The sequence below is a fragment of the Pelagovum sp. HNIBRBA483 genome (assembly GCF_040931995.1).
Lineage (GTDB): Bacteria > Pseudomonadota > Alphaproteobacteria > Rhodobacterales > Rhodobacteraceae > JAEPMR01.
Genome location: NZ_CP162412.1, coordinates 699,100 through 723,159 on the forward strand (window position 1 = coordinate 699,100; position 24,060 = coordinate 723,159).

23 protein-coding genes are annotated in these 24,060 nt (G+C 60.1%); 13 read left to right on the forward strand and 10 right to left on the reverse strand.

The features are described 5' to 3' along the window. Positions 1 to 13: 13 nt before the first annotated feature. The gene (locus AB1E42_RS03585; RefSeq protein WP_368345631.1) at positions 14 to 1,456 is read right to left on the reverse strand and encodes an FAD-linked oxidase C-terminal domain-containing protein; all 1,443 of its coding nucleotides are present in this window, start codon (positions 1,454 to 1,456) and stop codon (positions 14 to 16) included. A gap of 78 nt (positions 1,457 to 1,534) precedes the next feature. On the opposite strand from AB1E42_RS03585, the gene AB1E42_RS03590 reads away from it, so the two are divergent. After that, positions 1,535 to 2,239 (forward strand): DUF599 domain-containing protein, encoded by a 705-nt coding sequence (locus AB1E42_RS03590; RefSeq protein ID WP_368345632.1) that lies wholly within the window; start codon positions 1,535 to 1,537, stop codon positions 2,237 to 2,239. Here AB1E42_RS03590 and AB1E42_RS03595 read toward each other — a convergent pair. Both AB1E42_RS03595 and AB1E42_RS03600 read right to left on the reverse strand, forming a co-directional pair. Next, positions 2,219 to 2,974 (reverse strand): hydroxypyruvate isomerase family protein, encoded by a 756-nt coding sequence (locus AB1E42_RS03595; RefSeq protein ID WP_368345633.1) that lies wholly within the window; start codon positions 2,972 to 2,974, stop codon positions 2,219 to 2,221. The two genes, AB1E42_RS03590 and AB1E42_RS03595, sit on opposite strands and share 21 nt — an antisense overlap. Positions 2,975 to 2,976: 2 nt before the next feature. After that, positions 2,977 to 3,564, reverse strand: coding sequence for a DUF1285 domain-containing protein (locus tag AB1E42_RS03600; RefSeq protein WP_368345635.1), 588 nt, complete (start codon positions 3,562 to 3,564; stop codon positions 2,977 to 2,979). A 58-nt stretch (positions 3,565 to 3,622) separates the two neighbouring features. Between AB1E42_RS03600 and AB1E42_RS03605 the strand changes: the two genes are divergently transcribed. Genes AB1E42_RS03605 through AB1E42_RS03620 form a run of 4 tightly spaced genes read left to right on the forward strand, consistent with a single transcriptional unit; the run spans position 3,623 to position 10,351 of the window. Next, on the forward strand, positions 3,623 to 4,627 hold the full coding sequence (locus AB1E42_RS03605; protein ID WP_368345636.1) for an AAA family ATPase: 1,005 nt from the start codon (positions 3,623 to 3,625) through the stop codon (positions 4,625 to 4,627). Beyond that, positions 4,624 to 5,505: a DUF58 domain-containing protein gene (locus tag AB1E42_RS03610; RefSeq protein WP_368345637.1), complete on the forward strand. Its 882-nt coding sequence runs from the start codon at positions 4,624 to 4,626 to the stop codon at positions 5,503 to 5,505. Before AB1E42_RS03605 ends, AB1E42_RS03610 begins: the two co-directional genes overlap by 4 nt. After that, a complete protein-coding gene (locus AB1E42_RS03615) occupies positions 5,502 to 8,270 on the forward strand; it encodes a DUF4159 domain-containing protein (protein WP_368345638.1) in 2,769 nt (922 codons plus the stop codon). Before AB1E42_RS03610 ends, AB1E42_RS03615 begins: the two co-directional genes overlap by 4 nt. Beyond that, positions 8,267 to 10,351, forward strand: coding sequence for a hypothetical protein (locus AB1E42_RS03620; protein WP_368345639.1), 2,085 nt, complete (start codon positions 8,267 to 8,269; stop codon positions 10,349 to 10,351). Before AB1E42_RS03615 ends, AB1E42_RS03620 begins: the two co-directional genes overlap by 4 nt. Here AB1E42_RS03620 and AB1E42_RS03625 read toward each other — a convergent pair. The 3 genes from AB1E42_RS03625 to AB1E42_RS03635 form a co-directional block, all read right to left on the reverse strand. Continuing rightward, on the reverse strand, positions 10,348 to 11,322 hold the full coding sequence (locus AB1E42_RS03625) for a P1 family peptidase (protein ID WP_368345640.1): 975 nt from the start codon (positions 11,320 to 11,322) through the stop codon (positions 10,348 to 10,350). The two genes, AB1E42_RS03620 and AB1E42_RS03625, sit on opposite strands and share 4 nt — an antisense overlap. Positions 11,323 to 11,535: 213 nt before the next feature. Further along, positions 11,536 to 11,859 (reverse strand): DUF1992 domain-containing protein, encoded by a 324-nt coding sequence (locus AB1E42_RS03630; RefSeq protein ID WP_368345641.1) that lies wholly within the window; start codon positions 11,857 to 11,859, stop codon positions 11,536 to 11,538. Between the two features lie 360 nt (positions 11,860 to 12,219). Next, positions 12,220 to 12,984 (reverse strand): NAD(P)H-dependent oxidoreductase, encoded by a 765-nt coding sequence (locus AB1E42_RS03635; RefSeq protein ID WP_368345642.1) that lies wholly within the window; start codon positions 12,982 to 12,984, stop codon positions 12,220 to 12,222. Positions 12,985 to 13,256: 272 nt separating this feature from the next. Here AB1E42_RS03635 and queF point away from each other — a divergent pair, with 272 nt between their 5' ends. The 7 genes from queF (at position 13,257) to AB1E42_RS03670 (ending at position 18,037) form a co-directional block, all read left to right on the forward strand. Continuing rightward, positions 13,257 to 13,724, forward strand: coding sequence for a preQ(1) synthase (gene queF, locus AB1E42_RS03640; RefSeq protein WP_368345643.1), 468 nt, complete (start codon positions 13,257 to 13,259; stop codon positions 13,722 to 13,724). 4 nt (positions 13,725 to 13,728) lie between these two features. Next, positions 13,729 to 14,292: a VUT family protein gene (locus AB1E42_RS03645; RefSeq protein WP_368345644.1), complete on the forward strand. Its 564-nt coding sequence runs from the start codon at positions 13,729 to 13,731 to the stop codon at positions 14,290 to 14,292. Positions 14,293 to 14,561: 269 nt separating this feature from the next. Continuing rightward, positions 14,562 to 15,764, forward strand: coding sequence for a M24 family metallopeptidase (locus AB1E42_RS03650; RefSeq protein WP_368345645.1), 1,203 nt, complete (start codon positions 14,562 to 14,564; stop codon positions 15,762 to 15,764). A gap of 154 nt (positions 15,765 to 15,918) precedes the next feature. After that, positions 15,919 to 16,743, forward strand: coding sequence for a L,D-transpeptidase (locus AB1E42_RS03655; protein WP_368345646.1), 825 nt, complete (start codon positions 15,919 to 15,921; stop codon positions 16,741 to 16,743). A 2-nt stretch (positions 16,744 to 16,745) separates the two neighbouring features. Further along, positions 16,746 to 17,081: a hypothetical protein gene (locus tag AB1E42_RS03660; RefSeq protein ID WP_368345647.1), complete on the forward strand. Its 336-nt coding sequence runs from the start codon at positions 16,746 to 16,748 to the stop codon at positions 17,079 to 17,081. Positions 17,082 to 17,085: 4 nt separating this feature from the next. Beyond that, a complete protein-coding gene (locus AB1E42_RS03665; protein ID WP_368345648.1) occupies positions 17,086 to 17,361 on the forward strand; it encodes a hypothetical protein in 276 nt (91 codons plus the stop codon). 7 nt (positions 17,362 to 17,368) lie between these two features. Next, positions 17,369 to 18,037 carry a DUF1523 family protein gene (locus AB1E42_RS03670; protein ID WP_368345649.1) on the forward strand — a complete coding sequence of 223 codons (669 nt, stop codon included), beginning with the start codon at positions 17,369 to 17,371 and terminating at the stop codon, positions 18,035 to 18,037. Between the two features lie 3 nt (positions 18,038 to 18,040). Here the strand turns inward: AB1E42_RS03670 and AB1E42_RS03675 are convergent, their stop codons facing one another. The 3 genes from AB1E42_RS03675 to AB1E42_RS03685 all read right to left on the reverse strand — a co-directional run bounded on the left by AB1E42_RS03675 (position 18,041) and on the right by AB1E42_RS03685 (position 22,407). Then, the gene (locus AB1E42_RS03675; protein WP_368345650.1) at positions 18,041 to 20,383 is read right to left on the reverse strand and encodes an aldehyde dehydrogenase family protein; all 2,343 of its coding nucleotides are present in this window, start codon (positions 20,381 to 20,383) and stop codon (positions 18,041 to 18,043) included. Between the two features lie 4 nt (positions 20,384 to 20,387). Beyond that, positions 20,388 to 21,311, reverse strand: coding sequence for a deoxyribose-phosphate aldolase (gene deoC, locus AB1E42_RS03680; RefSeq protein ID WP_368346359.1), 924 nt, complete (start codon positions 21,309 to 21,311; stop codon positions 20,388 to 20,390). A 253-nt stretch (positions 21,312 to 21,564) separates the two neighbouring features. Continuing rightward, positions 21,565 to 22,407, reverse strand: a complete 843-nt coding sequence (locus tag AB1E42_RS03685) for a helix-turn-helix domain-containing protein (RefSeq protein WP_368345651.1) — start codon at positions 22,405 to 22,407, stop codon at positions 21,565 to 21,567. A 123-nt stretch (positions 22,408 to 22,530) separates the two neighbouring features. Between AB1E42_RS03685 and rpe the strand changes: the two genes are divergently transcribed. Further along, positions 22,531 to 23,214, forward strand: a complete 684-nt coding sequence (rpe, locus tag AB1E42_RS03690; protein WP_368345652.1) for a ribulose-phosphate 3-epimerase — start codon at positions 22,531 to 22,533, stop codon at positions 23,212 to 23,214. On the opposite strand, the gene AB1E42_RS03695 is transcribed toward rpe, so the two are convergent. Continuing rightward, the gene (locus AB1E42_RS03695) at positions 23,211 to 24,050 is read right to left on the reverse strand and encodes an NAD-dependent epimerase/dehydratase family protein (protein WP_368345653.1); all 840 of its coding nucleotides are present in this window, start codon (positions 24,048 to 24,050) and stop codon (positions 23,211 to 23,213) included. The genes rpe and AB1E42_RS03695 overlap by 4 nt on opposite strands. Positions 24,051 to 24,060 lie beyond the last annotated feature (10 nt).

Sequence of the window (24,060 nt, forward strand, 5' to 3'; positions counted from 1 at the left end):
CTTGCCAGGGGCATCATGCGGCTTGAGATTGGCGATGAGAGGCGCTGGCGCCTAGTGGGAAAACTTTTGCGGGATTGAGAAGCCACGCCGGATCAAAGACGTCCTTGACGGCCATTTGTGCCGCGAGATCGTCTGGCGTGTACTGTGTCAGCATGAGGTCACGTTTCTCGATGCCAACTCCATGTTCACCAGTCAAACAACCGCCCACCTCGACACAAAGCTTCAGGATTTCGGCGCCAAAGGCTTCGCAAGTTTCAAGGTCGCCTGGCTTGTTAGCATTGTAGAGGATCAGTGGATGCATATTGCCGTCACCCGCGTGGAACACGTTGGCCACATCAAGCCCGAACTCGCGGCTCATTTCACCGATGCGGCGCAGAACGAACGGAAGCTCGGATACTGGGATCGTGCCGTCAAGGCACATGTAGTCGTTGATTTGCCCCATTGCTCCAAATGCGGACTTCCGGCCTAGCCATATCCGCGCTGCTTCGTCGGCATCGCGCGCTTCGCGCAGCTCCACAGGGTTATGAGCTTCCGCAATCGCTGTAATTTTTGCCAGCTGTTCCTCAATTTCGGCGGCAGATCCCTCAACCTCGATGATCAAAAGCGCCTCGCACATCGGATATCCGGCCTTAGCAAACGCTTCGCAGGCTTCGATGCAGGGGCGATCCATGAATTCGATTGCAACGGGCAATACACCCGCCTTGATGATGTCGCTCACGCACGCGCCGGCGACTTCGTTGCTGTCAAAGCCCATCAGGATTGGCCGGGCGCCTTCCGGCTTGGGGAGAATGCGAAGGGTGGCCTCTGTCACCACGCCGAGCTGCCCCTCGGATCCGCAGATGACACCCAACAGATCAAGCCCGCCTGCGTCCATGTGAGCGCCGCCGATTTCTGTGATTGTGCCGTCCATCATCACCATCGTGACACCCAGAAGGTTGTTCGTGGTAACTCCGTACTTCAGGCAGTGCGCGCCGCCTGAGTTCATCGCGATATTGCCGGAAATGGCGCATGCGAGCTGCGAGGAGGGGTCTGGCGCATAGAAGTAACCGTCTGTCTCGACCGCGCCAGTCACTGAAAGATTGGTGCGGCCGGATTGAACGCGAATGAACCGGTTGTCGTAGTCAGTTTCCAATACCTCGTTGAGCCGTGCGACGCCAAGAATGACGGCATCAGCAGTCGGGAGGGCGCCGCCAGCGAGCGAGGTGCCCGATCCGCGTGGCACGACGGGTACACCCTCCTCGTGACAAATCCGTAAGATCGCAGACACTTCCTCTGTTGATTGCGGAAGTGTCGCGCAAAGAGGGGGGCAGCGGTACGCGCTGAGGCCGTCGCACTCATAGGCGCGGGTTTCTGATTCGTCCGAGATAACCGCGCCAGCAGGCAGTACGGCGCTCAATCTCTCAACGATCAGGCCCTTTTTTGCGATTACAGCGCCATTTGGCTCCGGCATTTCCATAGCGATACCTCCGATTGGTAAAAAAATATAACCAATTTTTGCATATGGCAAGTGTGCCCTTACGGATATAGGAAATCTATGACGCTACTTGACCATCTCGCCCTGATGTCAGCCTTCGACGCTATTGCGGTATCGCTTCTTTTGTTTTCTTGGCTGGGAATCAGTTGGCGCATTGAGCATCCGGCAAAAGGCCGAAAGTCGGTAACTTCTTTGATGGCGGAATATCGGCGCGACTGGATGTCGGAGTTCGTGACCCGCGACAATCGCATATTCGATGCGACCCTTGTCGCAAGTTTACGCCAAGGCACCTCCTTTTTTGCCTCGACCTGTATTCTAGCGATTGGTGGTGTGCTTGCCTTGGTCGGGAACACAGCACCGCTACGCGGTGTTGCGGAGGAATTCACGTCGTCGGCTGCGCCAGCGTTTGTTTGGCAGTTGAAATTGATGTTCGTTGCTTTGTTCCTCACTAACGCCTTTCTGAAATTTGTCTGGGCGCATCGGGTTTTTGGTTATTGCTCGGTCGTGATGGGATCTGTTCCCAATGATCCGGAGCACCCGCTTGCACGTCCTCGCGCCCGTCAGGCCGCGGAACTCAATATCCGGGCCGCAGTTAACTATAATCGTGGTTTGCAATCGATGTATTTCGCGCTGGGAACACTGGCGTGGCTTATGGGGCCGGTGCCTCTTTTGATAGCGATTGCCGTTGTTGTCTGGCTGTTGTGGAGCCGCGAATTTGCCTCGATCCCGCGTGATGTGCTGGAGTCAGAGCGGCGGGAGCCATGACAATCCGTCTTCGGTCTGCCCTTTTGGGTGATATTCCCCGCTTACCCAGCCTTTGAAACCGACACGGTTCAGACCGTCGAAGAAGCTCCCATAGTTGAAGCCATCATTGGTTGGTTCGTGGCGATCGGGAATTCCGCCGATTTGGATATGTGCCGCGCGTGACGCAACTTTGCCCCATGCGCTGTAGATATCGCCCGTGATTTTGTATGCGTGATAGGTGTCGAACTGTAAGAATAGGTTTGGAGCGTCGACCTCGTCGAGGATTGAAAGCGCTTCGTTAAAATCCGACAGTGCGTAGCGCGGGATATCTGCCGTGTTTATGGGCTCTATCGTGAAAGCCTGCCAAGGGGCTTGGCGCGTTGCGTATTTTAGGTTTTCGCAAAACACGGCACGCCAGTTCGGTGCGCTGGTTCGGCCCGCCATGATATGGACGAAATCGGGTCGAAGGACCTTTGCAAACTCTAACGTTCTTTCTAATTCGCGCTTGAACTCATTGACGCGGTCAGGATTGGCGGCGCTGCCAAAAAAATCTGGATCGGGAGGATCGACTGGACAGTTGAAGAGCGCGAGGGATAAATTCGCGGCTTTCAACTGCTCGGAGATTTGCAACGGGCCGAGCGCGCCGGGGAAGAGCACTTCCACACCCTCAAAGCCAGCCTGACGTGCGCGACCGAACCTTTCAGTCAGGGGGACTTCGTTGAACAGCAATGTCAGGTTGGCACAAAAGCGGGGCATGCTTAAAGTAGATCGTTTGCGGGAATGATGGGAAAGAAACACCCCGCCGAGCGAATGCCGAACCATGCTTCGCCCTCGTGGTCGGCAATTACACCGATATCGACGAGTCTGTAAAAACTCTTCCGATCAATCAATGCATCGAGATTTCGCCTGATGCGAATATAGGGCGACGGCTCACCTGTTTCAGGGTCTCGTTCCACACGAATGGGGTGGTCCGGCCCGGCCAGCACTTCATCGTCAACATTAGTGACAAAGGCGAGGCCCGCGTCGGTTTGGTTGAAGTCGACAGCCACAAACGGGGCATCGTCGACCTTGATGCCGACCTTTTCAACGGGTGTTACAAGAAAGTAGTCGTCTCCGTCTTTGCGGATGATGCCGGAGAACAGTTTGACCAACTCATGCCGTCCAATCGGTGTACCCAGATAGAACCAAGTCCCGTCGCGGGCGATACGCATATCGAGATCACCGCAGAACGGGGGATTCCACTTTTCAACAGGGGGCGGGCCCTTCCTCGCGGCTGCGCGGGCTGAGCTTGCGATACTGTCTGCACTTGGTTTCACAGTCATTGGTCCGTTCGTAAATTTTGCCATTGGGCTTTCAAAAGTTATCTGTTCTCCTGCGGACATAGTGTTCATGCAAGGAGAAGTCATGGCAGAGAGCGACGCAATCATGGGCGAGGTCGAAAATCTGAGCAAGCAGCTTCGTGCTGCGCGGGATAGTATTGCGGGACGTTTCATTGGGCAGGAGGCGGTCGTTGAGCTGGCTTTGGGAGCGATGCTCGCCGGCGGACACGCGCTTCTTGTTGGTTTGCCGGGGCTTGGGAAGACACGCCTTGTCGAAACACTTGGGACCGTTATGGGGCTGCATGCAAATCGTGTACAGTTTACGCCGGACCTTATGCCTTCGGATATTATTGGTGCCGAGGTGCTTGAAACAGCTGACGATGGCACTCGTCATTTCCGGTTTGTTGAAGGGCCGGTTTTTTGTCAGTTGCTGATGGCGGACGAGATCAATCGGGCCAGCCCGCGGACCCAATCTGCACTTCTTCAGGCGATGCAGGAACGGGAGGTTTCTGTTGCGGGCCAACGGAAAGTGATGGGAAAGCCATTTCACGTTTTGGCCACCCAGAACCCGATTGAGCAGGAGGGGACATACCCGCTTCCCGAAGCGCAACTGGACCGTTTCTTGGTGCAAATTGACGTCGCTTATCCGGATCGGGAAACAGAGCGCGATATTATCCTCGCGACGACTGGCGTTGAAGAAGGTGCAGCGAAACCCGTGTTTGGCGCGGAAAGTTTGCTGCGGGCGCAGGAACTCGTGCGTCGCGTTCCAGTTGGTGAAAGCGTTGTTGAGTTGATCCTCGACTTGGTGCGCAATTGCCGCCCTGGTGCAGAGGTGAACGGCGAAGTGGTCAGAAATATCGTCTGGGGGCCGGGGCCACGCGCGGCGCAAGCGCTCTTGTTGATGGCGAAGGCGAGGGCTCTCTTACGCGGCAGCTACGCGCCGTCGGCAGATGATGTGGTGGCGCTGGCGGTCCCTGTTTTGCGCCACCGGATGGCGATCAGCTACGCTGCACGCGCGGAAGGCGCGACGATCGAGGGCATGATAGCCGAAACCGTTTCGCGCATCCTCGCGGAAGAGGCCGCCGCGTGAACCTGCCCCGTGCAAAGACGCGCGATGCTGTTCGAGCGGCGGCAGAAGTTGCGGCGGCGAAGGTGCCGCCAGTGCTTCTGCAAGCCGAGCGTTTGGCCGAAACGGTGCTTTTGGGTGCTCATGGACGTAGGCGATCCGGTATTGGGGATACGTTTTGGCAATATCGTAATGCGGGTCCGCTGGATGATGCGCGACGGATTGATTGGCGCCGTTCAGCGCGTGGCGATCAAACCTTTGTTCAGGAGCGCGAATGGCAGGTCGCCCGCAATGTCGTGCTATGGGTGGATCAGGCGCATTCGATGCGGTTCGGCTCGGCGGGAGTTGAGAAAGCGGAGCGCGCGGCTGTTTTGGGCCTCGCAGTAGCGATTATTTTGCTTCGTGGGGGCGAACGGGCGGGAATTGTGGGTCCGCGCAATGTGCCGCCGATGCGCGGTGCCAGCCAGATAGCTCGCTTGACCGCGGCGATCCTAGAGAGTCCTGAATGTGATTACGGTGTGCCTCCTTCAGTCGCTTTCGATTCCGCTGGCGTCATCATGATTTCGGATTTTTTGGGTGATATTGAGGCCATAGAATCTTCGGTTGGTTCACTGGCGGCTCGCGGTCGCCGCGGTATCCTGTTTCAGATCGTGGACCCACATGAACGTGAGTTCCCTTTCGAGGGACGCACAATATTTGAAAGCATGGGTGGGACCATTTGGCATGAAACAGATCGTGCGGCGGGTCTAAGAGAAGGGTACCGAGCACGATTTGCCAAACGAGAGGCTGCATTGCGCGACCTTGCCCGCAGCCGCGGCTGGATATTTGGGCAGCATGTGACAGATCGGGCCGCAACCGAAGGGCTTGTTTGGTTGAGAAATGCGGTAGAGGGGCAGGCGTGATCGCTGGACTGACTTTCGAGACGCCATTGTTGCTAACCGGCTTGCTTGCGCTGCCGGTCCTCTGGGTCTTGTTGAAAGCGGTACCGCCTTCACCGCTGCGGCAGAGATTTCCGGCGGTTTCTCTCCTTCTCGGGCTGGGTGACAAGGAGAGCCAAACGGAACGGACACCGATCTGGCTTTTGGTGCTGCGCTGTATCGCAGTCGCATTAGTTATTCTTGGTGCGGCTGGTCCTACTTACGCGCCAAACGGAACCGGCGAACGTCAAACCGCGCCCTTGTTGCTTTTGATTGATAACAGCTGGGCCGCGGCTCCTGAGTGGGCCGAGCGGGTTTCCTTGGCGGAGGCTGAAATCGCCCGTGCGGGGCAAGAAGGGCGAGAAATAGCCATTGTTGCCACGAGTGCGCCGCCGGATACTTTGGTTTGGAGCGATTGGAACGACGCTCGGGCGGTGCTGGAGGCCATGTCGCCAGAACCGTGGCTGGGTGGGGAGGTAGATCATATTGAATGGTTGTCCCAGCTGAAGGAACCGAGTGAGACAGTTTGGATTGCCGATGGTCTGGCAGGGGAGTGGCGCTCCCAGATTCTTGATCTGCGAAAGGGGGAGGGCGCCGTTCGCGTGTTTGCACAGCCTGATTCCACGTTCCTGATAGAATCAGTGACGGTTAACGATGGAAACCTCCGTGTGGCTGCGCAAGTGCGGCGATCAGAAGTGGCGATGTCGCGTGATTTGCGGGTGATCGGGCTTGATCCGGCTGGCCGCGAACGGTCGCTTTCAGAGGCCACGATCACCTTCGAGGCAGGTGACGTTTTTGCCGAGGTCGACATTCCTTTGCCCACGGAAATAAGGAACCGCGTCACCCGCGTAGAGAGTGCCGCTCTCCCCTCTGCCGGTGCTGTATTTCTGGTTGGAGATCGGCTACGTCGCCCGAAAGTAGCGCTCGTTGCTGGTGGCGCATCGCGGGAAGGTGCGGATCTTTTGTCGCCGCTCCACTACTTGCGCGAAGCTTTAAGACCCAGCGCAGACCTCTTTGAGCGACCTCTGGCGGAGGTGCTGCCTGCGGGGATGGATGCGATCTTGTTGGCGGATGTGGCGGATATTTCCGGTGCGGACGCAGAGCAACTGCTGGATTGGGTGCGCGATGGAGGAACGCTGATCCGTTTTGCCGGACCGCGGCTGGCTGCTCGTGATCCATCAATGCCGACGCTGGAACCTCTCTTACCAGTAAGGTTGCGAACTGGCGGGCGAAGCATTGGCGGAGTGATGAGTTGGGGCGCACCGAAGACCTTGGCCCCGTTTGAAAGTGAGAGCCCGTTCTTCGGCTTGCAAGTGCCTGAAGATATTGAAATCACGACGCAAGTGGTGGCCCAGCCGGACCCTGACCTGAGCCGAAGAGTGCTTGCGGCGCTTGATGACGGTACGCCGCTTGTGACCCGTAAGTTTGAAGGTTCGGGGCAAATTGTTCTTTTCCATGTGACGGCCAATGCGGAGTGGTCCAATTTACCCCTTTCGGGGCTATTCGTTGACATGCTTCAACGCCTGGCCGTTGGGAGTGGTCAGGGTGGGGAAAAACAAAAGCCAGATGCGGAGAGCCAATGGCGTTTGCAAGATGCGCTTGATGGGTTTGGGCGGGTACGGATAGTGGATACGGCTCTGCCAGTGAGTGGCGCGGACTTGGCATCTGACAGGATCGGGTCGCGGGTGCAGCCAGGAATATACGAAGGGGTTGCTGGCCGCTTTGCAGTAAATGTAGCGGATGGGACTGGTTCATTAGTGCCAATGCAGTGGCCAGATTGGGTTGTTCAGCTGAATTCAGCGGAACCGACTCCATTTCCGATCGCGCCTTGGTTGTTCCTGATGGCTATCGGTGCTGTTTTTGCCGATTTCTTAGCCACGTTGGTCATTTCTGGAAGGTTGGGCGGATTAGCGCGGCGCTTGTTGCCTGTCTTGTTGGCGATGACTGTTGGTTTGCCACTGGGGGAGCGGGTCTATGCGCAGGCGACCGATCCGCAACACCTGCGCTCCGCAGCGGAGGTAACTTTAGCTTATGTGTTGACTGGCAATGCAGAGGTTGACCGCGTCTCGCAAGAGGGTTTGCAGGGCCTCTCGACAGTTTTGACGCAGAGAACAGCCGTTGAACCAGCCGCGCCAGTGGGGGTTGATCCAGAAGCGGACGAATTGGCCTTTTACCCGCTCCTGTACTGGCCGATCACCAATGGCCAAAGCGTCCCTTCGCGCAATGGTTATGAGAAGTTGAACAGATATCTGAATTCTGGAGGGATGATCCTGTTCGATACGGGCGACGGGGATATCGCAAATTTTGGTGTTGGAACGCCTGAGGGGAATAAACTGCAGGCCATTGCGATTGGGCTTGAGATACCACCCTTGGAGCCAATAGCAGAGGATCATGTACTTTCGCGTGCGTTTTATCTTTTGCAGGAATTTCCGGGGCGACATAACGGCGAAGTATGGGTGGAAGTTCTGCGGGGCGACCCAACGGAGAATACAGCCGGGGTGGACGGCCCGTTCAGAGATCCCAATGATGGCGTCACCCCTGTGATTATTGGCGGAAATGATTGGGCGCGTGCATGGGCATTGGATGCGGCGGCCTTTCCGATTTATCCGGTAGGACGCGGGCAGGCCGGTGCGCGTCAAAGGGAGCTAGCCTTCCGGTTCGGCGTGAATGTCGTGATGCATGTTTTAACCGGTAATTACAAAGCGGATCAGGTGCATGTGCCTGCGCTTCTCGACAGATTGGGGGAGTGATGAGCGATCTCGTATTTGCACCATTGCTGCCTTGGGGCGTCATTATCGTTTTGGCGTGTTTGTTTGTTCTCGTGGGTATCTTCGCGCAATGGAGGGGGTTGGGCGGGGCTCTCTTGCGTTCGGTGTCGGGCTTTGTCCTGCTCGCGGCGCTGGCAAACCCGTCCTACAAAGTCGAAGAGAGAGAGCCGCTTCCTGATATCGTCCTTGCGCTGGTTGACCGGAGTTCTAGCCAAACGCTTAGTGACCGTTCGTCGCAGACTGATGCCGCAGTGGAACATCTCCGTAGCGAGGTCGAAAGGCTCGGCAATTCGGAATTGCAGGTTGTCGAGCTTAGTGACGCTGAAGCCAATGGGGGCACAAAGTTGCTCGGACCATTGCGGGATACGCTCGCCGTCGAACAGAGTGCCCGAGTGGCGGGCATTTTTCTTGTGACGGATGGGCAAGTCCATGATTCTGAGGATGATTTAGGGGCGGTGCCAGCGCCGGTTCATGTGCTTCTTTCAGGGAACGATACTGAGTTCGATCGCATACTGACGATAGAAAACGCACCTGCTTACGCCATATTGGGGGAACCATTTCGAATGGTTCTCAGAGTCAATGATCTTGGCCCCGAAGCAGAGGGAATAGAGGCTCGGACGGTGCCCCTTCGGGTATCGGTCGATGGTGCATCGCCGATGAATTTCGACATTCCAGTAAATCAGGATATCGAAGTTCCTGTAAGCCTCACCCATCCCGGAACGAACGTCCTGCAATTCGACGTTCCCTCTCTTGAAGGCGAGCTGACGGACCGGAACAACACCGCCATTATCCAGATCAACGGGGTGCGTGATCGACTGCGCGTCTTGTTGGTCAGCGGAGTTCCCCACCCTGGAGAGCGGACATGGCGGAACCTGCTGAAATCGGACAGTGCGGTTGATCTGGTGCATTTCACCATTTTGCGACCGCCTGGAAAGCAGGATGGAACACCGGTTACTGAACTGTCACTGATTGCCTTCCCAACGCGAGAGTTGTTCGTTGAAAAGATTGAAGAATTCGACCTGATTATTCTGGATCGGTACAAAAGGCGCGGGCTACTTCCTTCGGAATATTTTGAAAATATTCGCCGCTATGTTGAACGCGGCGGAGCGCTCCTTGTTGCGGCGGGGCCCGATTATGCGGGCGCGGATAGTGTGTTCAGATCGCCGTTGGAGGGCATCCTGCCAGGCGTGCCGACAGCCCGTGTTATCGAGAGCGAGGTGTTGCCATTGTTGACGGAAACCGGCGCTCGTCACCCTGTGACAAGCGGTTTGCAGGGCGCTGATGCGGAGACGCCTGATTGGGGGCCTTGGCTGAGGCAGATCGAGGTGACTGCCCGCGACACGGCGCGGGTCGTTTTGGATGGGGTTGATGGCGCACCTTTGTTGATGCTCGACGACGCTGGGCAGGGGCGGGTTGCGCTGCTCGCATCGGATCAGGCGTGGCTGTGGGATCGGGGCTATGCTGGCGGCGGGCCACAGTCGGGCTTATTGCGCGGTGTGGCGCATTGGCTGATGAAGGAGCCAGAGCTTGAGGAAGAGGCGCTTCGGGCGGAAATAAATGGCAAGACAATGCGCATCATTCGCCGCACGCTCGCGGATACAGCCGACCCAGTGATCGTCACCGAACCAGATGGCGAGGAAGCCACTATTATGCTTTCTGAACAGAGTTTTGGGAGATTTGAAGCGCTTTTCGAGGCGCAGCAGGAAGGGCTCTATCGCCTCAGCGACGGGAGCGAGGAAACGGTCATAGCAGTTGGACCGGCGGCACCGAGAGAGTTTGAAGAAACACTCTCGACTGCGGAAGTTTTGAGCCCCTTGGCTGCGAGAAGCGGGGGCGGTGTTTATCGCTTGCAAGACGGCCTGCCGGACATTCGAACGGTGCGTGAGGGACGGGTCGCGGCGGGGCGTGGTTGGATGGGAATTGTTCCGCGTGAGGCCCATCGTGTTGTCGATATGAGGCTTTGGCCGCTTCTACCGGGATGGTTGACGCTGCTTCTGGCTGGTTTGGCGCTGCTGGCGGCGTGGTTGGTCGAGGGCCGGTGGCAGAGGCGGCAGGTGCGTTAGGGCGCGGTGAAACGGGTTTTCCATGTTGGCAGGACGTCGCCCTCGGCTGTGGTGGCTGAAAAGACACCGCGCGAAATTGCCCTTGATAAACAGAGAGATGCGTGATGCCCGAGCATCAGGAGGTCTGCGTCGGTGATCTTTTTTGAACCCGTGGAAAGAGCGAAAACGAGGTCGCCATCCGCTGGCGTGTGGGCGGGGAGGAGGGCGCGGGCGATGCCGTCTTGGGCGGCGGTGGCGAGGCGGGTGCATTGGGCCTGCGTGAGCGTGGCATCGGTGGCGATGATCGCGATTGTGGTGTTTTTCGGGGCGTCCAACTTAGTGCGGGGCGGGCCGGAGGGGTAGGATTCAGGGCCACCAAGGCCGCCCAATTCGGCTTCCTTTTCAAAGGGATGCGCCCAGAAATGCGGGCCGTCCCCGATGGTTGCGGAGCCGACGGCGTTGACGGCGACGAGGGCGCCTATGGTATGGCCGGAGGGGAGCGATTCGGAGGCGGAGCCGAGGCCACCCTTCAGATTAGCGGTTGTGGCGCCGGTTCCGGCACCATGCGTGCCCAATTCAAAATTTTTCCCCAAATTTTTCATCGCGGCGCGGCCGAGCGCGGGATAGGGGTTTTCGCCCCAATCCTTTGTGCCGCCATTCAGGAGATCGAAGAGGATCGCAGCGGGAACGATGGGCACGCGCACTGGGCCTACGGGCACGCCGACGCCTTGCTTGCGCAACATGTCAGACACCCCGTCAGCGGCTGCGAGGCCGAAGGCGGAGCCGCCGGAAAGCACCAAAGCGTCAATCTTTTCAACGGTTTTATCGGGGGCGAGGAGATCGGTTTCCCGCGTTCCGGGTGCGCCGCCCATGACGCTGACACCTGCAACGGCGGGGCGCTCGGGCATCAGCACGGTGACGCCGGATTTCAGCTTCGGGTCGCTCGCGTTGCCGACGCGAATCCCTGCGACATCTGTGATGAGATTTTGCATTTTGCGGTGCGCTGGTCCCTTTGAAGTGCGGTGTTAACCAACATGTCGGCTCAGGCGGCGCTTGTCACCTGTTGGACGTTAATACTTCGCCATGATTTCGGAGGAGGCCAAGTAACATTGATGCACAACTGATGCACATCCCATGCACATCCTATGCATATCGAAATGCATGATTTTTGCCGCTTGCCGAACGTTTCGGCAACGTCACGGTGGCTAGTCGGAACCGAAATATTTGCGCCGCGCCTCGACCGCCATCGCGTAGCGCATTTCGAGGGTGGCCAGCGCGGCCATCGCCTCCTTGCGGGCGGCGGGATCAGTGAGGGCGGCAAGCTCGGCGCGCTTTGCGTCGCATTCCTTTTTGAGGGAGATTTCCTGCGGGAGCGCGCCTGCTTCGGCCATGATGCGGAAGCCGACAGCATCGGCGGAGCTGGATGCGCCGTCAGATTGTAGCGGCTTGCCCGCGCCGCGCAGGTTGTCGAGCTGGCCCTCGGCCTGTGCTTTGCGGATCTGCCGTTCGGAGAGTTCCCGCCATTTCATGCGGTAAGGATAGGCGGGGATTTCGCGCGGGACAAGGCCGCAGGCCGCCGCGCAGCGTCCGACCGCCCGCTCGGGCGGACGCTTTGGGTGCCGAGTCGCGGGGATAGATGGCGGAGGGGGGTGGGGGGATAAAGTGCGGACCTTTCAGGGTAGAGCGCCCACCCGCGGCCGGACGCTGCGCTTTGCGAGGAAGCCTCTGATTTGCACCTGTTAGTGGATGTGCTGCCGCGCAGCGTCCGACCGCCCCGTTGGGCGGACGCTTTTGCGATGTGGTCGCGGGGATAGACGGTGGAGGGCGTGGGGGGATAAAGTGCTGACCTTGGAGGGCAGAGCGCCCGCCCACGGCCGGACGCCGCGCGTCTAGTTTGAATGCCGGATGAAGGGCGTGTGGCTGGGCTGGTCTGTTTTCAATTGGCCGTTGGCATCGAAATCATCATCGGCGTTGAACGGCATCAGAGGGCGTTGGTCGAAAGTGGCCATCACCTCGGATTGCGCGGCAAGCACCTCTGATAGACGGTCCTGAAGGGCGGTTTGCCGCGCGCCTTGGTGGTAGCCGTGGACCCCGTGTACGACCTTGGGAACTGCGACGGAAAAACCGAGGTACCTGAGCGTATATGCTGCGGGCCAGAGCAGGAGTTGGACGTCGCCTTCCTTGCCATTGAAAACGCTCTCTTCTTCTTTGGAGCCGGTGGTGACGCAGAAAAGCGCCTTTTTGCCACGGAACTGGCCGGTGTCGAAGCGTTCGTCCACCGTGTGCAACGCGCCATGTGCGAGGGCGCGATCAAACCAGCCTTTCAAAATAGCGGGCGGAGCGAACCACCAAAGCGGGAAATGAAAGACGATGCGGTCCGCGCGGCGTATCTTTTCGATCTCTTGCGCGACGTCATCGGGCAATGTGCCTTCTGCGGCGGCGGCTTCTTGTGCCTTGAGCGGGTCGAAGGGAGTGTCGGGCGCGGGATTGGGGTAGTTGCTGGCGCGTTCGACGGGATTGAAGCCTTGCGCGACCAGATCGGAGAACAGCACGGTATCGCCCTGCGCGAGGCAGGCTTTGCGGGTGGCCTCGGCCCATGCGCCATTGAAGGAGCGCGGGTCAGGATGTGCCAAGACGATCAAGGTGGTTGTCATTGTGGATGCCGGAACTGCCTCTGAGCGATCTAATCGCGGCAAACTGCCTATCAAGCGGGTTTTAGGCAAGAGCCAGTGCGATGCTTTGATGTATTGAGGCATCGAGATTTGAGAAATCCCTTTTCAGGCGAGGGCTAATCGTCTAGAGCGCGGCGCATGGCGTAAAGCCTCCGGTCGCAGCCTACCCGGACAAAACAAGGGACCAAAGCGCAGGAAACCTCCTGCGCCAGCACTGGCTGCGCGGCCGGGGGCCTCGAAAAGAGGACATCCCGATGTCGAAAGAAGATATCTATTCGGGCCTGACCCAGCTGGGCCAGATGACCGAAACCCCCAAGAGCCCCGAAGAGGCGGTGCTCGAAAAAGTACCGAACCCGCAGGCGGATACCCGCTTTGCGGTGCGCTTTACCGCACCTGAATTTACCTCGCTCTGCCCGATGACGGGCCAGCCCGATTTTGCCCATTTGGTGATCGATTACCTCCCCGGCAAATGGCTGGTGGAGAGCAAATCGCTGAAGCTCTATCTGACGTCCTTCCGCAATCATGGTGCGTTCCACGAGGATTGCACGGTGTCGATCGGGCGGCGATTGGCGGACCTTCTGGAGCCTGAGTGGCTGCGGATCGGCGGCTACTGGTATCCGCGCGGCGGCATCCCGATTGATGTGTTCTGGCAGACCGGGCCGGAGCCGAAAGACGTATGGATCCCCGAGCAGGGCGTCCCGACCTACCGTGGAAGAGGATAAGCTGATGAACACCGGAACCATGCAACGGACCGAAGGGTTCATTTATCTGGCGCTTTTCGCGCTGACCATTCCGCTGGCGAACTGGATGATCGGCAATGTCGGTACTGTTTGCTTTCCTGACGGGCCGTGCGTGATCCCCGTTTGGCCGGGAATTACCGCGCCGAGCGGTGTGCTGGCTGTAGGCTTTGCGCTGGTGCTGCGTGATCTGGTGCAGCGGCGCTTGGGCGTGAAATGGGCGCTGGGCGCGATTGTCGTCGGTGCGGCGCTGTCCGGCTTTGTGGCGGCGCCGGCGCTGGTGGTGGCGTCTGTCGTGGCGTTCCTGTTTGCGGAAAGTGCGGACCTTGCGGTGTTTACCCCGCTGCAAAAGCGCGGGCTGATCACGGCTGTCGTGGCGTCGAGCTTTGTGGGCCTTGTGGTGGACAGCGTGCTGTTCCTGTGGCTGGCCTTTGGGAGCCTCGATTTCCTCACCGGTCAGGTGATGGGCAAGGTTTGGGCGGTGGTTGTTTCCATCCCCGTGATCTGGCTGATCCGCCGCTGGGACATGCAACGCGGGCTGACGGCCGCCTGATCAGGCCGGAGAATGACGGAAAGGCGCTTGCGGCGGGGCTGCGGGCGCCTTTTTTATTTGAGCCTGCGCAGCATGATGCGCGCATCAAAACACTTGCCAGAATCCGCGATTGGCCCTAATCGGGCGATAAGCGCGTGGCGATGGCGTCGCCACAGGGAAACTCCCGTTGCTTGCGGCCCGATTGGGCTGCTGTCGTCCTGAACGCCGGGACCTTTCGGGGGTCTCGCGCAGGTGCCGCAAAGACCCCGCAAAAAGTGAGGTCTGAACCAATGGAACGTCCGCAGTTTTACCGTTTTCACCAAGGCGACCGCATTCTGTCGTTTGCCGCATCCGAATATGATGCCCGCCTGAAGGGCCTGCGCGCGCGCATGGCTGAGGCTGGCGTGGAGGCATGTGTTTTCACCTCGATGCACAACATCGCCTATTATTCCGGCTTCCTTTACTGTGCGTTTGGCCGCCCCTATGGCCTCGTCGTTACCGAGAGCGAAAGCGTGACGATCAGCGCTGGCATTGACGCGGCGCAACCGTGGCGGCGCTGTCATGGCGACAACATCACCTATACCGACTGGCAGCGCGACAATTACTGGCGTGCGATCCTGAGCGTGACCGGCACGGGCCGTGTGATCGGCTACGAGGGCGATCACATGAGCCTGTTGCAGAGCGAGAAGCTGGATCACTTCCTTACGCCGAAATCCCGCGTGGATGTGGCGCCGATGACGATGGTGCAGCGGATGCACAAATCCGCCGCTGAACTGGAAATCATCCGCGCTGGGGCGGCCACTGCCGATGTGGGCGGCTACGCGATCCGCGAGGCGGTGAAAGCCGGTGCTCGCGAGATCGACATTGCGATGGCGGGCCGTGACGCGATGGAGCTGGAGATTGCCAAGCGTTACCCCGATGCCGAGTACCGTGACACATGGGTCTGGTTCCAGTCGGGTATCAATACCGATGGCGCGCATAACCCCGTTACCGCGCGGCAATTGGAAGTGGGTGATATTCTGAGCCTCAACACCTTCCCGATGATCTCGGGCTATTACACGGCGCTGGAGCGGACGATGTTCGTGCGCGAAGTGGATGATGCCAGCCTTAAGATCTGGGAAGCCAACGTGGGCGCGCATGAATACGGCATGAGCCTGCTGAAGCCGGGAGCGTCTTGTTCGGAGATCACCGCGAAGATCAACGACTTCTTTGCCGAGCGTGACCTGCTGCAATACCGTACCTTTGGCTACGGGCATTCCTTTGGCGTGCTGAGCCACTACTATGGCCGTGAAGCGGGGCTGGAACTGCGCGAGGATATCGACACGGTGCTGGAGCCGGGGATGGTGATCTCGATGGAGCCGATGCTGACCATTGCCGACGGTCAACCGGGTGCGGGTGGCTATCGCGAGCATGACATCCTGATCATCACCCAGGATGGCAACGAAAATATCACCGGCTACCCCTATGGGCCGGAGTTCAACGTCGTCGGCTAAGGGCTGGCGGGCCTGCGCGGGTGTATTGCCCGCGCAGGGCGTGTGATTGTGGCGGTAATGTCACCTTTGCGCGAGGTCAGGCTTAGAGATTTGCTCTTTTTGATCAAGTTGGTATCAAAACGACGATCTAAAAAGAACGGACTCGAAGATGGTGATGGCATGGTGGCGCTGGGCGTTTGTTACGGGCGCTTTGTTTTCCTTGACGGCCTGTGTTGCGACCGAGCCTGAGACGCTCGAATTCGTGGAAGAACAGCCGGTTCTTTACGGCTATGTGGATGGATATGGACCGATTGAGGATGGCGCGTATTCGCTTCCGCCGATCCCGCCGCAATATCTGCAAGGGGTGAACCGCCGCGCTTTGGTGCAATATGATGGCGACGAGCCGGTGGGCACGATCGAAGTCGATCGCCATGCGAAGCTGCTTTATTATGTGATTGAAGGCGGCATGGCGTGGCGCTACCCGATTGCCGTGGGGCGGCAGGGCAAGGCGATGACCTTTGACACCGTGATCCGGCGCAAGGCGGAGTGGCCGAGTTGGACGCCGACCGCCAACATGCTGCGCACGGAGCCGGAGGTTTATGAGCCATTTCGCGGCGGCGTTGAAGGCGGGTTGACCAACCCGCTCGGCGCGCGGGCGCTCTACCTTTATCATAACGGGCATGACACGATGTTCCGTATCCACGGGACGAATGACATTGCCTCTATCGGCAATAGCAGCTCGGCGGGCTGTATCCGCATGTTCAATCAGGATGTGATCCACCTCTATGACAAGATCGAGTTGGGCACCAAAGTGGTGCTGCGCTCCTATGAGGACTCGGTGGAGATAGAGGGCGAGGAAGTTGCCAATCGCGGCGGCGAGATACCTGCGCGACAGGTCGACCCCGCGCTGATCTATGGGCCGGACGAGGACGACGCTGACGCGGCTGACACCGACATGGCGCTGGGTGACGAGGAAGCGCCAGAGGCCGCGGAGGGCTAGGCGTGCTGACGAGCCTGATCCTGCCGGTTGGGTTGATGGCGGTGATCGGCTGGGTTGTTCCACGTTTGCTGGCGGGGGTGTTTCCTGAAGGGGCGCGGCCGCTGATCTGGCTGGGTGTGACGGCATTTGTACTGTGCCTTGCCCTATCGGGGATGCTGTTTGCCGTGCTATACATGATGGGTGGCGCGCCGGTGGGTGAGATGCTGGCAGAGGTGGGCCTGTGGCCGACGCTGTGGCATTTTGCAAAGAGGGGCATGCTATCGGCAATTGTATGGCTGCCGATCATGATCCTCAGCACGGCGCAATTGCCGGGGAAATGGACAAGCGAAACGTGGTGATGTGATGGGTTTTATCAGGTTGGTGGTTATCCTCGCCGTGGTGCTGACGGTGGTTTACTGGTCGGTGTCGCTCTATTCGCGATCGGTGCGGCGGGAGGCGTTGGAGGATGCTTTTGACGAAGAGCACCCAAACGGGGGTGCGAAAGGCGCGCGGGATACCTATATCGTCAACGGGATGGCCGACTACGAGACAGGGCTGCGCAAGAAGCTGATCTGGCTTGTTTATGTCATTCCGGTGCTTGTGGTGACGGGCATCCTGATTGTGACCAACACGAATTGAGACGCTGATGCGCTATGTGAAGTTCTTTTTGCGATTGTTGCCGTTTTTGATTATTGGCGCGGGGCTGCATTACTGGTTGCCGCAGCATGATGTGGTGCGCGTGACCTCGACGGAAGTGATCCGGCAGGATTTTTCCGGCTTCAACCGGATTTTTTATGCGCAGGCCGACAGTGGCAATACCGAGCAAGTGACGCGCGATCTGCGGCTGATCAATACCGAAAAGCAAAAGACGTGGTTCCTTGGCTTTTTCCCGCGTGAGAGCCGTGGCGTGATGGTGTATCGCAACGAGGATACCGGCTGGATTTGGCCGCCCTATTTCAAGTTCGATAGCGCGGATTTGCAGGCCGAGGCATCGGCGCTGATTTCGGCGGCGGGGCAGGAGCAATGGGTGGTCGTGACCCATTACGGCTGGCGGAACAGGTTCCTGTCGATCTATCCAAATGCGGTGGGGCTGCGGGCCATCGATAGCCCCGATGTCCGGATCATTCCGTGGTTCAATATCTTCTTCTTCATCTTCGCGGGTATTGCGGCGTTGTTCATACGAGCGGCGTGGATGCAGTTCCGCGAGCGGACGCTGGACCCGCTCTTTGAGCGCGCGGGGGACCGGATGGATGAAGTGAATGCGGGCGTCGCGGAACGACGCTCGCGGCTGAAGCGGCTGTTTGGGCGGAAGTAGCGCCTATTCGCCGTAGGGGATCCAGATCGTCTTGACCTCGGTTGCGGCGGCGCGCCATTCGGCGCCGTCGCCCCCTGCATACCAGTCGCGCGACAGGCCATCATTGACCCATGTGCGCTTGAGGTTGCCGGCGCTGGCGGCCTCGATCTGGGCCGAGACATCCGAGGAGGAGAAGCTCCACACCGCATCGACATCGAAATGCGCGGCGAGTGGTGCTGCGAGTTCGGCATGGCGGCCGGTGAGGATGTTGACCACACCGGCGGGGACATCGGAGGTTTCCAGCACCTGATAGAAATCGGTGGCGGCGAGGGGGAACGGCTCTGACGCGATGGCGGTCACGCGGTTACCCAGCGCGATGGCGGGGGCAACGGCGGAGACAAGGCCCAAGAGCGGCGCGTCATCGGCGCAAAGGATGCCGATTTTGCCAGCGGGCTCGTTCATCGCCAGTGCCACGCCACGGATCGGCACGCCCTTGGCGCGGCCGTCGTGTTTGTCGGCCCATGCGGCCCAAGTGAAGAGCTGGCGGATCGCGGCATCGACCTCGCGCTTGCCTTTGGTGTTGCCGGTCATGGCGTTGAGGCGCTTGACGAATTCATCGGCGCGGGCGGAGAGGTTTTCCGCCACATAATACAGGATTTGCGCGCGCAGGTGGCCGGTGGTCTTTCCCCAGCCGGAGGCGCCGTTCATCGCTTCTACCGCGTTGCGGATATCCTTGCGGTTGGCGAGGCCCACATGCCCCAGAAGCGCCCCGCGCGGGCTGTAGATGGCCTGCGAGTAGCCGCTGTCGGGGCGGGCCTGTTTGCCGCCGATATAGAGTTTGGCGGTGCGGTCGAGCGGATCGGCGGGGCCGCCTTCGCCCATGTGCGGCTTCACCAAGGCGAGCGGCTTGCCCTGTTTGGCAGGGCGGGTGTAGGCAAGAAGCCCTTCCCAGCCGCCTTCGCGCCCGAAGCCGCTTTCGCGCACGCCGCCGAAGCCAGCGGCGGCATCGAAGAGATTGGTCGCGTTCACCCAGACGACGCCAGCGGCAAGCTTCGGCGCGATGTCGAGGGCGAGGTTGACGTTCTCTGTCCAGACCGTCGCGGCGAGGCCGTAGCGGGTGTTGTTGGCGAGTTGTACCGCCTCAACCGGCGTGCGGAAGGTGGTGGAGACGAGGACGGGGCCGAAGATCTCCTCTTGCATCAGCGGATCGGCGGGGGTGAGGCCGGTGATTAGCGTGGGCGGGTAGAAGCAGCCCACGGCCGGAAGGGGCGCGGGACATTGGTGCAGTTCACCCCCCGAACGGTTTGCCACCATTTCGGTGATCCGCGCGTGCTGGACGGGATCGACGATGGCGCCCACGTCAATGCATTTGTCGAGCGGGTTGCCGATGCGCAGGCCATTCATGCGGCGCTTGAGTTTGGCATGGAAGCGTTCGGCGACGCCCTCCTGCACCAAGAGCCGTGAACCGGCGCAGCAGACTTGCCCCTGATTGAACCAGATCGCATCGACAAGCCCCTCAATGGCGCTGTCGAGATCGGCGTCGTCAAAGACGATGTAGGGGGATTTTCCACCCAGTTCGAGCGTCAGCGCCTTGCCGCTGCCAGCGGTGGCTTCGCGGATGCGGCGGCCAACGGAGGTGGAGCCGGTGAAGGCGATTTTGTCGATGTCGGGATGGGTGGTGATCATCTCGCCCACGGCGCCATCGCCGGTGACGATATTCACCACGCCGCGCGGGACACCGGCCTGACGACAGATATCGGCAAAGAGAAGCGCTGTGAGTGTAGTATATTCAGCGGGTTTGAGCACCACCGTGTTGCCCGCCGCGAGCGCGGGGGCGATCTTCCATGCGAGCATCAGCAGTGGGAAGTTCCACGGCACGATCTGACCGCAGACGCCAAGCGCGGTGCGGTTGGGCATCTCGTCATCCATCAGCTGGGCGAGGCCCGCGTGGAAGTAGAAATGGCGCTGGGCCAAGGGAACGTCGATATCGCGGCTTTCGCGGATCGGTTTGCCGTTATCGAGGGTTTCGAGCACAGCAAAGAGGCGGCTGTGCTTTTGCAAGAGCCGTGCAATTGCGTAGAGCACGCGGGCGCGGGCGTGGCTGTCTTTGGCCCATTTCTTTTGTGCTTTGCGGGCGGCGGCGACGGCGGCATCGACATCGGCCTGCGATGCCTGCGTCACATGGGCGAGCACTTCACCCGTGGCGGGGTTGCGGGATTCGAAGGTCTGCCCCGGTTCTGTGAATTTGCCGCCGATGAAATGGCCGAAGCGGTCGCCCTGATCGACGAGCCACGCAAAGGCTTCGGCGGCGCTTTCGGGGGCGGGGCCGTAATCCATCGTTTCGAAAATCTCTTTGACGGTGCTCATCTGATTACCCTGCTGCGTGCCGCCAGCCAGCCGAATAGGCGCCGGTGACGTGGTGTTCGAGTTGGCGTTCGATATCGTTGAGGAGCGAGGATGCCCCGAAACGGAAGAGATCGGGGCGCAGCCAGCGGTCGCCCAGTTCATCCTTGATGAGGGCGAGGTAGGTGAGTGCGTCCTTGGCCTTGGAAATGCCGCCTGCCGGTTTGTAGCCGACGCGGATGCCGGTCATCTCGTGATAGTCGCGGATGGCGCGGATCATGGTCAGCGAGACAGGAAGCGTGGCGTTGACCGGCTCCTTGCCGGTAGAGGTTTTGATGAAGTCGGTACCCGCCATCATGCAGACGAAAGAGGCCCGCGCGACGTTGCGCAGGGTGCCCAGCTCGCCAGTTGCAAGGATCGCTTTGACATGGGCATCGCCGCAGGCTGCGCGCATTTCGGCCATTTCATCGTAGAGCGCCTGCCAGTTGCCGGTGAGCACATGGCGGCGGGAGATCACGATGTCGATCTCGCGGGCACCGGCGGCGACGCTTTCGCGGATTTCTTGTAGCCGGAGGTGATAGGGCGAGAGGCCCGCCGGAAAGCCGGTGGAAACAGCGGCGACGGGCAGGTTGGACCCTTCCAGCGCCGTGACGGCTGCGGGGATCATATCGTGATAGACGCAGACCGCGCCGACGGTGAGATCGGGCAGGCCAAGCGCCTCCAGCAAAGCAGGGGCTACGGGCTGGCGGGCCTTGGCGCAGAGGCGGTGGACGCGGCCTTCGGTATCGTCACCCGAGAGGGTCGTGAGGTCGATGCAGGAGATCGCGCGGCAGAGCCATGCGGCTTGATACTCTTTCTTGACGCTGCGGCGGCCGGGTAGGGTCGCGGCGCGGCGTTCGATGGCGGAGGTGTTGGCCTGAATCGATTGGATCAGGTCCATGTCCAGCGGCATCCCCGGATTGCGGGGCGCGTGCAGCTGGGGAAGGCTGTCTTTCGTGGTGGAAAGCGCGGCCGATTGGGCGGTGTCTGTCTGGGTCACGGGGGTCTCCGTTTCGCTGCGCGAAGCGTGGCATGCAAATGGAGCGATGACAAGGTTTGACCGGATGGTCAAATAAAATCTAGAATGGGGTTAAGCGCGTGAGTCGCGCCGACGATCCATGAACCGCGAACCCTTTCCTCCCTGGGGGTTCGCGGTTTTTTCGTGGTTAGGGCTGGACGACTTCGCGCTGGTGCTGCTTGCGGTAGCGGTGCGGGGTGACGCCGTGGCTGGCGCGGAATTGTTTGTGAAAATGGCTGAGGTTGGGGATGCCGCAATCGCTGGCGATTTCGGCCAGTGTGTCTTCTGTTCCTGCAAGCCTGCGGGCGGCGTAGGCCATGCGGATGTCATTGACGAATTCTGACGGGGTTTGCCCCAGATAGCGGCGCAGTGATCGGCTGACATGGGCGTGCGCGCGGCCGGTTTGCGCGACGAGGCCTGCCGCGCCCTGCCGGAACACATCGGGGCGGCGGGTAGCGGAACAGGCTTGCAGGAGCCAGTCGGGGGTCGGGTCATCGGCGCGGGGGCGTTCCTCGCGCAGCGCTGCGAGAAGTGGCAGCAGCAGGGCGTCCACCTCCAGCGCGTCGGGGCGGGCTTGTTCGAGCCGCAGGGCAGCGTGGTTGAGGGCGGCAAGGCTGCGCATGTCGCGGTGGGCGTGATCCGGTTCGGAGCGGTCTGCCCAGAAGAAATGCCCTTTGAAGCCCGCGTAACGCTCGGCAAGGGGCATGATGATAGCCGGATGCAGGGTCAGCGAGACGACCATCGCCGCCTCGCCGCGCCCTTGCAGGCCATGCGCTTGCCCGGGGCGGACAAAGATCAGATCGCCTTCGGTCAGGTCAGTGCGGCCGGAGGTGGTGTGATGGCGAACCTTGCCGTTCTGTACCCAGAGAAGCTCGTAGAAATCGTGATCGTGCAGCGCTTGCGGGCGGGAGCTGTCCAAAACCGCGCGGGTGAGGTGCGCGACGGCGCCGTCTTTGAGAATATCTTTAAAAAATAAGTGTTTTGTTTGCATGGGATCAAAATAGCACACTGAGAAATGCTGTCTTGGCCCGAATTGCCGCAGGGGGATGTGCAGGCGTGACCTTGCCGATAATTCGGGCTAAGAGAGCCGCGAACGCTTACCGAGGGGGCAGCAATGGCATTTGACCGGACCATCAAGATCGCGCCGTCGATTCTATCGGCGGATTTCGCGAATTTCGGGCAGGAGATCCAAGCGATTGAAGCGCAGGGCGCGGATTGGGTGCATGTGGATGTGATGGATGGGCATTTCGTGCCGAACCTGACATTCGGCCCGCCTGCGGTTGCCGCCTTCCGCAAGCATGTGAAAACGGTGATGGACGTGCATCTGATGATCGCGCCGGTGGACCCATATATCGAGGCTTTTGCCAATGCGGGTGCGGATATCATCACCGCGCATGTGGAGGCGGGCGCGCATATTCACCGGACGTTGCAGGCGATCCGCGCGACAGGGGCGAAGGCCGGCGTCGCGCTGAACCCCGGAACGCCGGCCGAGGCGGTGGAGCATCTGCTGGACATGACCGACCTGATCTGCGTGATGACGGTGAACCCCGGTTTTGGCGGGCAGAAGTTCATCGACATGACGGGCAAGGTGCGCCGCCTGCGCGAAATGATCGGCGACCGGCCGGTGCATATCGAGATCGACGGCGGTGTGGATCCGACCACCGCGCCGCTGCTGGCCGAGGCTGGCGCGGATGTGCTGGTGGCGGGATCAGCCGTTTTCAAAGGCGGCTCGGTCGAGAAACCAGAGGTCTACGGTGCGAATATCCGAGCCATCCGCGCCGCGGCGGGAGGGGTTTAACCCTTCCCTTTTGACATTGCCTGAATCGCGGCGATGCCGCTTTCGCCCAGCGGAATGCTGGCGAAGGGGCCGCCGACGCGGGTGAGGCCGAGGTCTTGCGGGTCGGGTGTGCTGGCTTTGGCGAAGAGGGCTTCGGCCCAGTCCTCGGCGTTGTCTTGGGGTTTGTAGCCCAAAAAGCCGACCTTGTGATTGGACACCGGCGCGCGGGTGTTGGCGGATACGCCATAGGCCACGGCGAAGCCGGTGGTGGGCGTGTCGATCGCGCGTTGGACGAGTTGAACCATGTCGCGGTAGCTGAGCCATGTTTGCAGGGCGCGGACGTTCTGCGGCTCCGGCGTGCAGGAGAGGATACGCAGGCAGACGGCCTCCAGACCGCGCTTTTCCCAGTACATGCGGCCCAGATCCTCGGCGAAGCATTTGGCGAGGCCGTAGAAGGTATCGGGGCGGTGCTGGGTATCGGTATCGGCACCGCTGTTGACCTCGGCCATGCCGACGGCGTGGATCGAGGAGGCATAGACCACGCGGCGGACGCCGTGGCGGTGGGCGGCTTCCCAGATGTTGTACGCGCCGATGTAGTTGGGGCCGAGCAGCTCCTCAAAAGGCTTTTCGTCAACGATAGCGCCGAAGTGGACGACGATTTCTGCGCCCTCCAGAAGTGGCGCGATCTGCTCCATCTGGGCGAGATCGGCGGTGACATAGGTTTCGTTCGGCAGGAGGTCTTCGGGGGCTTCGCGGATGTCGGTGGTGACAAGCTCGCGGCACATGGCGGAGAGCGGCGCGCGCAGCTCGTGGCCGAGATTGCCACGGGCGCCGGTGAGAACGATCTTGGACAGCATGGAAATTCCT